16 protein-coding genes are annotated in these 14,960 nt (G+C 44.7%); 6 read left to right on the forward strand and 10 right to left on the reverse strand.

Features of this window, described 5'->3' with window-relative positions:
• Positions 1 to 94: 94 nt before the first annotated feature.
• From MusilaSJ_RS02400 to MusilaSJ_RS02410, 3 genes are read right to left on the reverse strand one after another with little or no spacing between them, the layout of a single operon-like run.
• Positions 95 to 2,050 carry a DUF3732 domain-containing protein gene (locus tag MusilaSJ_RS02400; RefSeq protein WP_274988480.1) on the reverse strand — a complete coding sequence of 652 codons (1,956 nt, stop codon included), beginning with the start codon at positions 2,048 to 2,050 and terminating at the stop codon, positions 95 to 97.
• Complete coding sequence (locus MusilaSJ_RS02405; RefSeq protein ID WP_274988481.1) at positions 2,047 to 2,523, reverse strand: three component ABC system middle component; 477 nt, start codon at positions 2,521 to 2,523, stop codon at positions 2,047 to 2,049. The genes MusilaSJ_RS02400 and MusilaSJ_RS02405 overlap by 4 nt, the downstream gene beginning before the upstream one ends.
• Entirely contained in the window at positions 2,516 to 3,757 is a 1,242-nt protein-coding gene (locus MusilaSJ_RS02410; RefSeq protein ID WP_274988482.1) for an ABC-three component system protein, read from the reverse strand. The genes MusilaSJ_RS02405 and MusilaSJ_RS02410 overlap by 8 nt, the downstream gene beginning before the upstream one ends.
• A 268-nt stretch (positions 3,758 to 4,025) precedes the next feature.
• On the opposite strand from MusilaSJ_RS02410, the gene MusilaSJ_RS02415 reads away from it, so the two are divergent.
• From MusilaSJ_RS02415 to MusilaSJ_RS02425, 3 genes are all read left to right on the forward strand, one after another.
• On the forward strand, positions 4,026 to 5,813 hold the full coding sequence (locus tag MusilaSJ_RS02415; protein WP_274988483.1) for a DUF6035 family protein: 1,788 nt from the start codon (positions 4,026 to 4,028) through the stop codon (positions 5,811 to 5,813).
• Positions 5,814 to 5,840: 27 nt separating this feature from the next.
• Entirely contained in the window at positions 5,841 to 6,710 is an 870-nt protein-coding gene (locus MusilaSJ_RS02420) for a DUF4238 domain-containing protein (RefSeq protein ID WP_274988484.1), read from the forward strand.
• 355 nt (positions 6,711 to 7,065) lie between these two features.
• Positions 7,066 to 7,896 (forward strand): alpha/beta hydrolase, encoded by an 831-nt coding sequence (locus MusilaSJ_RS02425; RefSeq protein ID WP_274988485.1) that lies wholly within the window; start codon positions 7,066 to 7,068, stop codon positions 7,894 to 7,896.
• 7 nt (positions 7,897 to 7,903) lie between these two features.
• Here the strand turns inward: MusilaSJ_RS02425 and MusilaSJ_RS02430 are convergent, their stop codons facing one another.
• From MusilaSJ_RS02430 to MusilaSJ_RS02450, 5 genes are all read right to left on the reverse strand, one after another.
• Positions 7,904 to 8,290 carry a response regulator gene (locus MusilaSJ_RS02430; RefSeq protein WP_274988486.1) on the reverse strand — a complete coding sequence of 129 codons (387 nt, stop codon included), beginning with the start codon at positions 8,288 to 8,290 and terminating at the stop codon, positions 7,904 to 7,906.
• A gap of 160 nt (positions 8,291 to 8,450) precedes the next feature.
• Positions 8,451 to 9,293: a universal stress protein gene (locus MusilaSJ_RS02435; RefSeq protein WP_274988487.1), complete on the reverse strand. Its 843-nt coding sequence runs from the start codon at positions 9,291 to 9,293 to the stop codon at positions 8,451 to 8,453.
• Between the two features lie 94 nt (positions 9,294 to 9,387).
• Positions 9,388 to 9,999, reverse strand: a complete 612-nt coding sequence (locus tag MusilaSJ_RS02440) for a rhomboid family intramembrane serine protease (protein ID WP_274988488.1) — start codon at positions 9,997 to 9,999, stop codon at positions 9,388 to 9,390.
• A 153-nt stretch (positions 10,000 to 10,152) separates the two neighbouring features.
• Complete coding sequence (locus MusilaSJ_RS02445; RefSeq protein WP_274988489.1) at positions 10,153 to 10,584, reverse strand: hypothetical protein; 432 nt, start codon at positions 10,582 to 10,584, stop codon at positions 10,153 to 10,155.
• Positions 10,563 to 11,204 carry a hypothetical protein gene (locus tag MusilaSJ_RS02450; RefSeq protein WP_274988490.1) on the reverse strand — a complete coding sequence of 214 codons (642 nt, stop codon included), beginning with the start codon at positions 11,202 to 11,204 and terminating at the stop codon, positions 10,563 to 10,565. The genes MusilaSJ_RS02445 and MusilaSJ_RS02450 overlap by 22 nt, the downstream gene beginning before the upstream one ends.
• Positions 11,205 to 11,327: 123 nt before the next feature.
• Here MusilaSJ_RS02450 and MusilaSJ_RS02455 point away from each other — a divergent pair, with 123 nt between their 5' ends.
• Positions 11,328 to 12,131 carry a hypothetical protein gene (locus MusilaSJ_RS02455; RefSeq protein ID WP_274988491.1) on the forward strand — a complete coding sequence of 268 codons (804 nt, stop codon included), beginning with the start codon at positions 11,328 to 11,330 and terminating at the stop codon, positions 12,129 to 12,131.
• Positions 12,132 to 12,153: 22 nt separating this feature from the next.
• On the opposite strand, the gene MusilaSJ_RS02460 is transcribed toward MusilaSJ_RS02455, so the two are convergent.
• Both MusilaSJ_RS02460 and MusilaSJ_RS02465 read right to left on the reverse strand, forming a co-directional pair.
• Positions 12,154 to 12,714, reverse strand: a complete 561-nt coding sequence (locus MusilaSJ_RS02460) for a histidine phosphatase family protein (protein WP_274988492.1) — start codon at positions 12,712 to 12,714, stop codon at positions 12,154 to 12,156.
• A 109-nt stretch (positions 12,715 to 12,823) separates the two neighbouring features.
• Complete coding sequence (locus tag MusilaSJ_RS02465) at positions 12,824 to 13,612, reverse strand: alpha/beta hydrolase (RefSeq protein ID WP_274988493.1); 789 nt, start codon at positions 13,610 to 13,612, stop codon at positions 12,824 to 12,826.
• A 218-nt stretch (positions 13,613 to 13,830) separates the two neighbouring features.
• On the opposite strand from MusilaSJ_RS02465, the gene MusilaSJ_RS02470 reads away from it, so the two are divergent.
• Both MusilaSJ_RS02470 and MusilaSJ_RS02475 read left to right on the forward strand, forming a co-directional pair.
• Positions 13,831 to 14,064: a hypothetical protein gene (locus MusilaSJ_RS02470; protein WP_274988494.1), complete on the forward strand. Its 234-nt coding sequence runs from the start codon at positions 13,831 to 13,833 to the stop codon at positions 14,062 to 14,064.
• A gap of 177 nt (positions 14,065 to 14,241) precedes the next feature.
• The gene (locus MusilaSJ_RS02475) at positions 14,242 to 14,952 is read left to right on the forward strand and encodes a sigma-70 family RNA polymerase sigma factor (RefSeq protein WP_274988495.1); all 711 of its coding nucleotides are present in this window, start codon (positions 14,242 to 14,244) and stop codon (positions 14,950 to 14,952) included.
• Positions 14,953 to 14,960 lie beyond the last annotated feature (8 nt).

Below are 14,960 nucleotides of genomic sequence, written 5' to 3' on the forward strand. Positions count from 1 at the left end.
GTTAACAATGCACAACTTCGACTACAATGATTTATCCATATAGTCTTCTAAATAAGTGATATAGAAACTGTCTAAAGTGAAGAGTTAGCATATTTTAACTCTCAAAAACTTCGGGCCAATCAGAGGGGATTAACTTATCATTTGCGATTTTCGGCCATTTGTATTTGGTTGCTTTTTTATACGCCTCGTGGTAGCTAAGATAGGCATGCTCTAAAATGATAACTTGGAGTCCTTTCTGCTCCTGAACTTGTTTGAATATAAAATTAAAATGCTTTTCAAGAGCAGCACTGTCATCATCATTATTAATATCGACCTCCTTAATGTCTTTTTCGTCGTCAGAATCTTTATTAGAATAATAGGGCCTGCTGACTTGATCTAAAATCAAGAGCCCTGGAACAGAAGATTTTTTCTCAGATAAGAAACGTTGGAATGCAAAAGCAAAAGACAAATGAAGGCTCAAATAATTCTCGTCCGATCCAATGTTCGCAAATGGTGTCTTGCGTTCAGTTTCAGCATCAGTAATCACAAGCTTGGGCTGTTTGGAGAAAAAGTTGACCTCGCAGTTTTCTATTGGTATCCCTCGCGGCAATTCTTTAAGGTTCGCGGTCGCATACTTAGAGATCTTCCTCTCAGCCAGTGCAATTCTTTCCTCTTTATGGCTTTTGCCATATTTGCTATTTATCTGCTCAATTTCCCGGTTATAATCATTTAGTTTTTTTTGATCGAAGGCTTCAACTGCCGTATGGTTATCCAAAAAGTAAGATATTCTGCCTATAATTCGGCTAATATTTTGATTTAAAACCAGTTGATTTTGAGCAACTTCCGATTCTTTTATAAGATTTCGGATTTCGTTGTCAGATTTATTTATGTTGATTTGTAAGCCGTCAATTTTTTCGTCGATTTCCTTAACGAACCCGTTCATAGCCGGCTTGTGGTTTTTAACTACCTTTCTTTCACGTCTTAGTTCGACAATGGAGTTTTCGATCATTTTTGAAATTTCATTCGGCTCCTTAAAATCTGAGCTACATACAGGGCATTTTTCCTCGGTATGCTGAAAAAATTTACTTAAATCAAGTTTTGATAGTTGCTTTTCAACGACTTTATCATAATCGTCCGTTGTAGAATTCATTTGGATTGCTGCAGTTTTTTTGCGCCTGAGAATGTTAAGTTCCGCCAGTTGATTGGATTTAATAATCTGCAGAGATTTTAAAACGTCATCATTTTCAAAGTTAACTGCGCTGTATTCCCATTTGGTTAATCTTTCAAGGATATCAATTAAGGTATCTTTATTTGCAGACACAACAGAATCATCCATTTGGAATAAACCTACCTGAGATGCTTCCGCCAGCAAGGATCTGCACTTCTCTAAAACATCGATTTGGTGTTGTTCAAATAATATTTGCTTTCTTTCCTCGCTTTCAATACCCTTTTTCAGCCCCCGCAACCTTCGCATAGCTTCAAGTTCCTTTAAATCTATGGCACCCAGAAAATATGGCAGTGAATCAATGATACGTTTAGAAGCATTTTGATCGTCTAAACCATACATTAAAGTGGTATCACTATCAATGACCTTTTTATCCAGGTAAATGAATGGTGTGATTTGTCTTATTGAAATCTTATTAACGCTTAATACATTATCACTTTCATTAACTACTGTGAACCCAAATAAATTTTCTAACAGTGCTTTAATCTCTTCAATATTACCTCTACCATTTAAATCATTAGCGGAAATTGGAACATCAACATCTGCACCATATTCGAAGTACATATTTCCTGATGCTTTTCCAGATTTCGATATTTCTCTACCTATAACAAACTCCGTAGTTCCGTCAGACCATTTCGTTGCAATATGTGTAACACGCGCCGATACAAATGCCGGAATGTTGTTTGTAGAGGACCCAAGGCAGTAGTCAATTGCAGTTATGACCGCTGATTTTCCAGTATTGGACGCACCTGTTATGATGGTCACGTCATTTACGTTGAACTCTATTGTCCTATGCAAGTTATTCTTACTATAAAAAATTAAGTGGCTAATATTCCATCTGTTCATATTTCCAATCCTAAGTGGTTAAATATGGTTTTAGTTGATTTAATTTGGCCGATCCAACTACCGAGCCTTTTTGCATTCTTAAAATGTCGTGCAATCGATGAAGAACCATAAATGTTTCCGATATTATCAGAGTGTGCAACCAGGTTACTGTAACTGTCAAAGCCGATTATCTTTTTGGCTATACCGTAAGCCATGGCGGGCTGTATGTATTCGATCGAATCATTGATCCGAGTATTCAATCCTATAAGGATTTGCGGATTCTGTTTAATCCATGAATAAAATCCGGTTTTAATATTGGTTCCATCAAAAGTAGACTCTAAATCGCCTGATAGAATGATTGGTATTGGTAACACCAATAACGAAAATGGCAACCCACTTCCGGCCTCCTCAGTATATCCTTCCAAATAGCCAAGCAGCACCAATGATAAAAAAGCGGGGTTCGTTGCTGCAAATACGTCAATGCTTTTATTCATCAGTTAGATCAGTTATCAAAGTTAAAAAATCACAGTGCCAACCAACTTTCCTATTTGATGACAGCATTTGGTAACTTCCTCTAATTAGGTCCGGGTTGTCATAAGTTTTTGAAATTTTTCCGACCTGTTGATGAGCAGTATTGTGTGTCCAATCCAAAAGTAGACGACCTTCTTCTTTAATCTGATCATCAGAAAAATTACTTTTATTATCGACGATCTCTCCAAATTTATATGACCATTCTTGAATTAAAGACTCATCGTATTTTTCCAACTTTTTAGCAGCTGTTAAATTATCCTCGATCCATTTCTCACGTTGTATCCTGGCTCGGATTGCCGTTTGATATGACCTAATGATTTGAGTTTTTGATGCATCAATTATCTCAAGTTGCATTTTTTGGATGGGATGTGGACTTGTAATTGCTGGAATTTCCAAATCCGGGAGGTCGTCAGTAAAGCCATCTGTAAATAATTCAGCGGTTTTTCTACTAATGAACTCTTGAAGTTCCGACATGTATATACATTCGTGACGTTCACCCGTAAGCGACTGAACTGCTTGTCTATCCCACCATTCTAAAATTCTCTCTGCTAACGGGAGTTGAATATTGTGATCAGTTGTTGGCCTTATTCTTTCTACTACTATAGCACTGGCTTCGGAAACAGTAAAAGAATCGGTTTGCATTCGAATATTTTTCAACAAGGCTTTTAAGGTCGGTTTTGAAAGTTTCAACAATGCTTCGCAACCTTTGGACTTTTTCGAATATGGTAGAGCAATTTCTTTTTCGCCGTTGGATAAGCGGATAATATTTTCGGCCTCCACCTTTTTCCGTTCAACAACAACCCGCTTGGCTTCCATCATTAGGGCATTTTCAAGTTTGTCGCGAGGTGCTTTTTCGTCAAGTAAAACTGTTAAATCACTGTTTGGGTCTAAAGACGAAACGGTTGACAGTGTAAAAATCCCGTCGTTCGCATCATTGGATATCAAAAAATCGCACCAAACTTTAAGAGTTTTCCATAATTCATCACTTTTTATAGAAATGGTAGTATTTTCTTGAATAGAGTGCTTTAATTGATGTAATTCACGTTTAACCCCATCATTTAAATACACATCGTCAAGAGTTTCAATACTAACAAAGGCTCCGGGATTTTTGGAATCAAATAATGTGACAAGCGCATAAATAGCTTGATAGTAATAACCCAGAGCGGGGCCGACAGCCTGATGTCCAGCATTTGTCATATCATTAATTGCGATTAAATGTGGTTTAGATGAATAAGAATTACAAATTATCAATATTAAACTAAATTAAAAAAATATACTTATTATCTGGTAAAAATACTCCTGCCCCAGATGTAGCCAACTTTAAATGACAATATAAGACTACCCGTTTCGCCTAAAAGATCGGCTATCAATCACCCATTAAAACCAAGCAAGAATTTATTCCCAAAAGGTCAATTATATTGCTAAGGATGTTAGCGTTGATTATATTTATGGTTTCAAATATTTCATGGATATCAGACGTACAATTGAGGATGTCATCGACATTGAGAATGGTTTAGAGGTCAGTGCAAGCGAATTTTTCCGAAAACCATTTGACGTTTTGATCCAGGCCCGGGAAGAACAAGAATTAGCGAATAGCGGAAAACGTGAAAAATGGCTGGTATGCGCGACCTGTGGAGAGAATATTCGTATCCTCGGCGGTAAAAGGGAGGATCAGCCCATGCGTGCGGGAAAGAATTTTCATTTTGCACATCTGCATAACAGTAAGGACTGCCCGATCAAAACGGATTCTAAATACAGTAAAGATGATATTAACAGGATGCGGTACCGTGGTATCGCGGAGGGTAAACCGCATATCGAATTAAAGGAAAAGCTTTATCAGGGGCTAAATCTTAATGCCATCCATAAAGGTCAGGTGAGCCATTTGCAGTTAGAACGGGTCATTCGCAGCCTTGATGAGTTCGAGTGGCGCAAACCGGATATCAATTTGATGTTCAACGGCCGAAGACTCGCGGTAGAATTACAACTATCTACCACCTGGTTGGATGTGATCGTTGGCCGCCAGGCCTTTTACCGTCAAGAGGGTATTTTTATCTTATGGGTCTTCAATGAGTTCGACTATAAGGACAACTCCAGGAAACTGGCGTTTTCGGATATTATTTACACCAATAATTACAATGCCTTTATTTTCGATGAGGAGGCCAGGGCGGCGACCGTATTAAGGAAGGACCTGGTACTTAAGTGTTATTTCCAGCACCACTATGCCGTTGAGGATACCGTTTATAGCAGATGGGAGCATGAACTTGTATCGCTTGACCAGTTGACGTTGGATACGAATACGATGAAGCTTTATTACCGGGATATAGCCAATGAAAAATTTAAGGCCTCCGAATCCGTTAGGAAATTCAAGGCCAAAAAGCAACAGGAGATCGATGAACGGCGGCGTGAACGCAACAGACTTCGCAGGGTGCGATCAGGATACCAGGATGACCATAAGGAGATCAGGGGTAACATGACCCTTGTCGACAAGGAGATCGAAAAACTTAACAGGGAGATCGGCGACCGCCAAAGATCGCTCAATAAGGCCCAAAGCGAGCTTTTCAATATAGAAGTAACTGTACAGGGGATCGCAGAAAAACTCGATGGCTATTGGGTGGCACTACCAAAGCCAGCAGAACAACTAAAAAGGGAACGGAAAGCTGAGCAAAAGCAATTGAACGATGCGATCAAATCACTGGAAGAACGGCAAAAAAAACATATTGCAAAGGACACCTACTACCGCAAAGGCCGGGTGAAAAGAGTGGACGGGAAAGAATACCATGTACTTGACCGTACGGATAGCTGGGATTATATCATCAGTAACCCGGATAAAATATTGGCGTATCCTAATGACCAGGCCAATAATTTGTTCGCCTCCCCGGTTTTACAACCGTTGAACAGCCATAAGATCATGCAAATGCGACACGATCAAAAGGTGGAATTTGTGATCGATCTTTCCAATGAGTTTGCCGAGAATACATTGACGCTGGAAAGCATCCAGAAGGAAATAAAACAGAGATCAGAGGAAAAAGCGAATTTTGAAAAGCTCCTTCCAGAACAATTCAGGAAAGTGCTATTGGAAGAATATAATAAAAGTGTTACTGGCTTAGAGGTAGAATTGACAGGTCTACAAAACCAGCTTGAAACAAAACGGACCGAAAAAGAGCAAATGGAAAAAAGAGCGGATGAGATCTTTTACGAGATCATTGAACTCGATTATCTTGACGATTGGGAAGAGGAGGACAGGTATCACTAAATCTGAGTCGTACCAAGCAAATTCAATATGGCTAAGCATCATTACCTACCAAAATTTTATCTGAAGGCCTTTACCAATGACGACGGAAAGTTTTTTATCTGGTCAGTTAAAGACAGCAAGTTCAAAGGGAACGGAAAGTTCTTTTCCCCATCCAGTCATTTCTTTCTACCGGATGATAACATTGTCCGAACCGACGGCATGCCGGATGACTACCTTGAAACAATTTATAGCGGAAACGAAAGCCGTTATGCGCGAATATTAGAAAAGATCCGTGCGGTCGATCAAGGATTTGGTTTAGACAACCAAGATGTTCTGTGGCTGAACTATTTCGCGGGCGAAACGTTTTGGCGGGTGCCGGCTCAGCGGCCTGTCATCAGTAAGACTACCGGCATGAACCGATTGAACGAACTTGGAGTCGCCGTCATAGACAGAAAAACACATCAGCAGGTCGACCCGGCACAATTTGCAAAATGGGTGGAATCTGATCGGGGCTATTTCCAGCGGCTGCGGAACGTTTTACCAGCAACGAATTATTGGAACCTGTTGGATTGTAACTGGCCCTGTACAGTTAAAACGTTTACCGACCCATTCCCCGCGATCTGCAGTGATAACCCTGTGATCTTGCGTCATCCTGACAAGGCGGACCCCTTCCTGGACGATCTGATCTTCCCATTAGGCCCCAACAAGGTGTTTTTCAGGATCAAGGATATGAGGGACGTGTTTTCTCCAAACATTAAGTTTTACATCGATATGCTTATGGTACTTCAGGCTAAAGAGTACGTTTGTTGCATCGACAAAGATCATATTCAAAGGTTGATCGCTTTTTATGAGCAAAACTTTGAATCCATTGAGGGGGTAATAGATTTTGTTTTTACCCATTTGACGACCTCTTCATAACTGAAACATTGGATGTGCAATCCATATTTGATGTTCATTTACGCCTATTTAAACACCACTTTTATTCAGGAGATACAGGATTTTCTCAACACACGACAGTTAGAGAAACCGAGCTTACTTAATGCTAAAAAAGCGGGCGGCATTATTATAAAAAATATCGTCCTTCTGTTTTGGATCATTACCGGGGACTATTTAGCACTTGCTTTCAATTTCAATGCATAACCTTTAAAAAACAATTGGATTCCATGTAGGACAAAGCTGAGCGGTTATTTGATATGGAAAGCGAATAGTTTGAATATCAAAGGAGCGACCGGGGCACACACTTTATTTTCGGGAAGAACAATCCGCAACACTTATGAAATATACAGGCGCGTCGTTATGGAACTACCAGAACATGAATTTTCGCGAAAGATCTTGGGTGCCCAAAGAGCCGAGGGCGGTCATCGTACTCATTCATGGCATCGGTGAACATACCGGCAGATACGCCGGAACGGCCGCCTTTTTCAACGGGCATGGTTTAGCGGTGACCGGCTTTGACCTATACGGACATGGTGAAAGTCCGGGTAAACGAGGCGGGACACTGGGTATGGAAAATACCCTGGCACAATTGCAGAGTTTTGTCCACATGACCACTATCGAATTTAAACTTCCGGTGGTCATTTATGGCCACAGCATGGGTGGCGGTTTGCTCGCGGCCTTATTATTAAGGCGAAGGCCACCTGCCATGGCGGCGATCCTCAGCGCACCAGGGCTGCGGATCACCAACACCCCGCCAGTCAAAAAAGCCCTACTGCGTGTATTGGACAAGGTTATACCCAATATGCAGATCAGCCAGGGCTTTGATGCCAGCAAGTTGACAAAAGATACCGTAGAACTTGAACGTTATACCCGGGATAAACTCAATCATGGATTCGCAACGGTCAGGCTTGCCCATGAAATGATCAGCAGCGGGGAATGGTGCATCGAACATGCCGATCAGCTCCATATTCCCTTATTGATCATGCACGGTACAGCAGATGCCTTTACAGACATCGAAGGGTCCAGACAATTCAATGGCAAAGCGCCCCGGGCACTTGCCTATATGCTGGAATGGCCGGGTGCTTACCACGAATTACATAACGAACCGGAACGGGAGGAAATACTCGGTGCAGCGGTAAACTGGCTGGAAGCCATATGGCCTGACTGATCCCGTCTCAGACCGCTTTGTTGATCCTGTTCATCCTGCCGGTCAGGTCACTGACCATATTTAAGAATGCCATCAGATCGAATGGTTTGCGGAGAAAACCGTCACAACGGTGCTGGTAAGTACTGCAGCCCGAGCAGGCATCTATACTGGCAAGAATGACCGGGGTGCCCGAAAGCTGCGCGTGTGATTTGATGTTTTTGCAAAGTACCCCACCATGAATATCCGGTAAGCGGGTATCGATGATGAACAGGTCCGGCTGCCAGAACTCCGCTGTTGCGATCACGGCGTTGCCGATACCGTAGGCCGCCACCTGGTAATGTTCATCGTTAAGAATATCATAGAGCAATTCACGCAATACCGGATCACGTTCAGCGACCATTATACGTAAAGGCATATGGCGGTATACATTCATCGGAGGGGCTTATCAGATAGTGTGCGAGGTCCAATTAAGCGCGGGGTGATCAAGCATCAGGGATAGCAGCGGCATCCTTCGGAGAAGATACAGCGAATAGCCCGGCGGCCTGCCGGATGCCCGGAAACATTTTTCGGTCATTTTACTTCAGCAACATTACAGGGCGGTCTGCATGCAGTGCAAAATCCTGTGTAACACTTTTGTGGAGCACCTGCTGAAAAAAGCCATGCTTACCCGGCAAGGCAAATATCATATCATGATCTTCCTCATCGGCGTAATTCAATATCTCCCGGCTTATTTCGTGTTTGATACATTCCCGGAAGTGAAACTTGATGCGGTGCCCCTGCAAATGTCCGTAGACCGTACGTATCTGTTCTTCATATTGTGAGGCAGCATCAGGAGAACCCGCGTGAAAAACATGGATATGGGCATCCTTCCATATCCGCGAGCGGAACAGGTCCTTAAAAGAAGACAATCGTTCGATATTATCAAACGAGGTCGGTATCATCAGTTTCTCCGGTTTTCGGTACCGTGCTTTGACCGGCACGAGCAATACCGGGACCGTACTCAGTTTGGCCAGAGCGATCACTACGCCGCTCACTACATCCTCCGGCTCCCTGTTCTCTGGGTCGTTGCCGATCATCAGCAGATCAGGCCTTTCATTCGTTATCGTATCGCCAAGCGCATTTTCCATACTGCCATCGACCACCAGGGTACGTACCTTCACGGGCCGGGAAACCGAGCTTTTCAAAAGTTCAGCAAGCTGCTCGGCCCTTTCCTCGGCACTTTGCTGTACCGCCTGGATCTCGTTCGGGGTCATCAGCAACATATCAGCGGAAGGTAAAACGCGGGCAACACTGCCGATGTGAAAGGTTTTTAGCAAGATGATCTCTTCGACCAGAAAATCACCGTTCATACCGGCTGCAAAGGCGATGAGGTTATCGGAAATGGTCGAATGGTCGACCGGGATCAGGATCTTACGCATATCTATAAAGTTTATTGGACCTCTGCAAAATTATCCAAGCGACAGGGAAGCCACCTTTTAAAATCAACGGGAACCCTGCAAAAAACAAATCAGGTCATAACCAATTTTTAAGGAGAACACCCAGGACAAGGCCCGCGGCACCGGAATAAAAATGAAGTTCATGGTTGAATACCTGCTGGTCCTTGAACTGGAGCCTGATGAGCATGACGATGAAGATCAGGCCCGCGAAAATATTATTGACCGGTCCGACAACAGGAACATAAAAAGCGACGACATCCGGCTGAATGACCATATAGCAGAAAAGGCAACCCATGATACTGCCCGAGGCACCGGCACTTGAAAATCCAAAATCACGGTAATGCCTGATCGTTATGAGAATGATACCGACGAAATGGGAAACAAGGTAAATGCCGGAGAAGATCAGGTGGCCAATCGCACTTTTTTCAGAAAGGAAACCTTCCAGACCGACGCAACCGGCGTAAAGCATCAGGAGATTAACAAGCAGGTGGACCCAGTTCACATGTACCAGGTCAGAGCTTAGCAGGCGGTAATATTGGCCGTCATTGACCACGCTATAGGGATGAAAGAACAGCTTCATAAAGAATTTCCGGTCCAAAAGTCCAGCCAGGCTGCACCCCAGGATCGCCAAAAACAGTACCACGCTGACAGCGGAATTTTCCAGGTGTAGGCATTTGATAAGGCTCATCCATTATTGTCTTAAGTTTAGGGGCCGGCCTGTGAAACAGACCGAGCGACAAATGAATGAAAACAATGGCCGGAGGACCTTTTAAAATCAAATAAATAGGTATTCAAATCAACGAATACCGCCATTCTTAATCGATACCATGAACATCAGGGGTCATTTACTATCCTGATCGCCGAACAAGATCCGGTTATTTTGCCAGCCTTCACTGTTCAGTTCGTCATTGATAAAGTCGCAAACCTGGTATAAAAATGTGCGTACACCCTGAGTAATATTCCTGCTTCGGTAAAGGCCAAGAAATTTCGGTTCCTTGTCGCTCAGGCGGTATTCAAAGAAAATGACCGCCTTGATATACTCATGGTCAAGTAAGATCCCGTTGCGTTCTAACCTGCCGTCAAGATTTGCACTGCCTTCAAAATTTGGCTGTTTATAGATCGGGTCGCCCTCGCGACCAAATGCGGTATGCCATTGAACACCACTGATCAGGGAGTACATCTGACGATCAAAAGTGACCGGGACACCTCCCTCGGTTAAATAGGTCGGGATAACCAGTTGTTTAAGGTCTATCAGGAGCACGGTGTCACCCATGCTGTACTGATCTTTTTTAATATTCTGACCGATCTTTCGATCAGGGTCTCTATGGCATATCGGGTGGAAGAATGATCATAATCCTTATTTCGTTTGTAAAGCGGGCTAATGATATATACCCCCTGAGATACCCGGTTGCCATTTGCCCGCTGTTTATCCATTTTGATCTGTTCATCCAGCGCGTCCTGCATTACCTGCTTATAGTTCAGGTTGCCATCTGCGAAGGACATTGATTTCAGTTCGGCATATACGATCTGATCGGCCTCCTGATGGCCCTGATCCGCATTTACGGTAACTTTAAAGTCCGGGGTTTTAATTTTTGATTCCGGTACGCGTTCGATATTCCTGACCTTCTTTTTCAACCATATCCAGGTAAGCGCCTCACTGTATTCGTCGTAAGCACTTTTAAGTTCAGGATCAAAATCGACACCGTGCCTCATGATATGTTTTAAAATGAGTTTCTTTTTCTCGCGAACAAAATCGTCGACCGGGGCCGTTCTGTCCAGCAAGGCAAGGTTTCCCTGTTCAAAGGATTGCAGCAAAGGATTATAGCTTAACTGAACAAGTACCTGTTTCAGCTTTAAAAATTCTTCTTCAAGGGAGGCATCATATCTAACCATGGCGAAAGTTAAACATTCGCCTATAAAAATATATCACTGATCGTCAGTATGTATTTTAAAGAACCGGGCAAGGTCCGAGATTTCAGTTGGATAGATACGAACACCTGTTTAAATTAGCCGCCGATGAAACTGACCGAGCAACTGAAGAATGAAATGACCAGGCTTTACAACACCGGTGTGAACCTGATCAACGCTATGCAGGTGGAACAATTCCCGGCGGAAATGGAAGCCCATTTTACCAATGTGCTCAAGAAGGATTTTGGTCATTTCCGGCAGAACCTACCGAAATTCAGCGATACTTACCAGGCCTGGTACTCGGAGGCACAGATCGTGATCGCAAAATACCTGCCGGGCAGGTTAAATGATTTCACCAGCCTGTACGAGATCAAGGGCCGAAAAGAGATCCGTAAGGACAATTATGTGATCGAGGACTACCTGAGATCCACGGTTGTCACCGGAGGTTTTGATAAGAAGGTCGTTGCTGGTCCTGCCGACGCGATACCGCTGATGCAGCAACAACTCAGCATCCTTAACGCGATCTATATCCGTTTTGAAAGCCAGCTTGCCGAAAGCGAATTGCTGATGCTTGGCGAATTATCTGATCAGATGCTGATCAGGGCGTCGGAATTGCTGAAGATCCAGTTCGGCCGGTCCGCGGGTGTGATCTGTACCGTGGTGCTGGAACAACATTTGGAGGAGGTCAGAAAGAACCACCAGTTGAAGGCGACCAAGAAGATCATGACGGTGAACGATCACAATGAATCGTTCTATAAGGCGGGATTATATGATGTGGCAACTTACAGGCAATTACAATACCTTGGTGATATCCGCGACCTTTGTCTCAAAAATAAAAAGAGCGCCCCGACGGAAGAGCAGATCGCCGATATGATCAACGGCACACAAAAAGTACTGAAGACCATATTCTGACAGGGCATTTACGACACGGTACTTAAAAAGAACAATCCTGAGCAGGGCGAATGCCCTGCACGTCCCTTTCAAGCGTCCTGACACCGCCGGAGATGTTCACGATCCAGAGGCTGTCGAAATCATCGCCTTTCCATTTTACCTTTTTACTATCCACGCCCAGTGCCGCGATGATCCCCGGAATATTGTCGTGTTCCCATACCACGATGACCGTACCTGTTCTTTTAAGCAATTCGTCCGCCAGTTTTTTCGTTTGTTCCACCTCGAATTTCGTATTTACGGTCAGGTTGTATTTAACGGCAAGCGGCCATACGGTCTGCATCATCCTGCCGCTTTTAGTGGCCTTTCCAACCGACGGTGCAGGGACGTAAGCGATGCCCGGCACCCCGAATTTTCGGACGATGACAGCGGGGAGTTTGAATGCCCTGTTCAGTCCCATGCAGGAGAGGTTATCACCCTGGGGCGGCTTTTCGGCATGCCGCAGAATGATGATACGTAACGGTTTTTGCTGCGCAGCAGCCATCCGGCATACCAGTGAAAGCGCAAATACTACTAATAGGGTTCGGAGGATCAGGAATTTATTCATAACGATAGATAATAGTATTAATACAAGTTAAGGAACCTGGTGTCATTTACGGCGGTACATCAAAAAAAGAGCCGGCATCGCTGCCGGCCCCCAACCATCACCCTTATATTCAAACCACTTTTTCGATCCATTGGAGGATAAAATCAGCATCTTCCTTCCAGCTTGGCTGGCCGAGGACGAAGTGGTTCCGCCCCGGAAATTCCTTGTATTCGGTGATCGAACCGTTCTGTTGATACCGTTTGAAATTACGTGCGTTCAAATGGGCCGGAATGATGTGATCATTAGAACCGGAGGTGATCAGCAAAGGCACATGTGCTTTTTTAAAATCCACCTTGGCCGCGCTGGTCAGGCCACCACGGGTAACGGTCTTGGATTCGGGCAGGACGTTCCTTTCATAAGCTTTGCGCTGGGTTTCGAGTGGCATACCGTTCACGAAAGCGTATTGAAAATCCTTAAATGACATCAGGTAAGTTTTATCAAGACTGGTGAACAGCCCAAGTGATTTCCATGCGGACCGCAGGAAGGAGAACTCATAGGGGAAAATACCCTGCGGGGGCACCGGGTGGATAGCGACGCCGGCGGCTGCGAACCCGTTATTAACGAGGATCTGCGTAACCAGGCCACCCAGTGAATGGCCGATAATGATCGGCTTCTCATCGAACTTTTGCGCCTCCATGGCATAATGGTGAATGAGTTCGGTAAGTGTCAGCCGGGCAAGCGCCTTGTCGCTGCCCTGACGGGCGCGCAGTTCGGCCGCTGTCCCGTTCTTATGCGGCCATGCCGGGGCACTGGAATGGTACCCTTGTAAGCTGAAATATTCCTGCCATTGCCGCCAACCCTCATGGCTGACGAATGCCCCTGTAATAAACAATACGTTACGTTTCTTCTTTACTTCCATTTGCATATGATCTACAGGACAAAGGTATCCGGCAAGCCGGCTATGTTCCTTTTACATTCAAACAGAAGCCTTTGTAAATCAAACCCTGCCATCCGCGTCATTCAAAACGCCCCGGTTCACCCATAATTGAAAATCAAAGCGTTTCATTTGATAATGAAAGTCCGCCCCCTGTGCCCTGGAATAATTTTGTGATGTGCCCATAAAACGGGTTTAACCACATGAAAAGGACAGGAACATTTATAATGATAGCAGGCGCAGCGATCGTGATCGCCGCCTTGTTCATTTTTCCCGCGGAAGACCCGGTCAACGCGGTAGACAGTGAATTCCCCAAAGTACCTATTACCGGAACAGGATATTTCCCCTGGAAGGTATTTGCCGGTATGATTCTGATGGCGATAGGGTCGGTTTTCCGGTTCGCGGATGCGATAGACCAAAAGGCAACTACCCATTGACCGGCCGGAAACCTTAAAACATCTCCTATAAGACAACTGGTTATCAATACATCCTATACGGTAAGGGAGGACGGGGCGCTTGGCCGGTATTTTAACGATATCGAAAAGCTCGGGGTGTTAAACCCATCGGAAGAGGCGGAACTCTGTGGCCTGGTGGTAGCGGGGGATAAAGAAGCGATGCGCAAACTGGTTCTGAGTAACCTCCGCTTCGTTATTTCGGTCGCCAAAAAATACCAGACCAAAGGCATCAGCCTGAGCGACCTGATCAGCGAGGGTAATATCGGGTTGATCACGGCCGCCTGCCGCTTCGACCATACCCGTGGATTCCGATTCATTTCCTATGCGGTCTGGTGGATACGCCAGGCGATCAGCACGGCTGTCGAGGAACATACCCGCTTATTCCACCTGCCGATGAACCAGGTGAATATGCTTAATCAGTATCTGAAAGCGGTCGCCAGGAAGGAACAGGAATTACACAGGCCACCCTCTACGCAGGAGATCGCGACCGAGATCGGCGTGGACGATCATCTCTTATCGGAACTGCTTCAGCATACGCAGATCAGCGCCTCGCTCGACCATCCGATCAATGAAGAAGGCAGTGCCTGTTTGTATGATAAGATCCCGCACAGGGACCCGCAGCCGGATGACTCCTTGCTGCGTGAATCGGTGGCTACGGAGATCAGCTTAGCCATGCGGATACTGGATAAAAGAGAACGGGAGATCCTGTTGCTGTTCTTCGGGCTTGCCGGCAGTCCCTGCTGCCGTTTGGAAGACATCGCCGAGCGCCTAAAGCTGTCGGTAGAGCATACCCGCCGGGTAAAGGAAACAGCACTCGGTAAACTGCGGCATTCCCCATTCGCACATCAGCTAAGATCATGTATATCATAAACTGAACA

The sequence above is a fragment of the Mucilaginibacter sp. SJ genome, from assembly GCF_028993635.1.
Taxonomy (GTDB): domain Bacteria; phylum Bacteroidota; class Bacteroidia; order Sphingobacteriales; family Sphingobacteriaceae; genus Mucilaginibacter.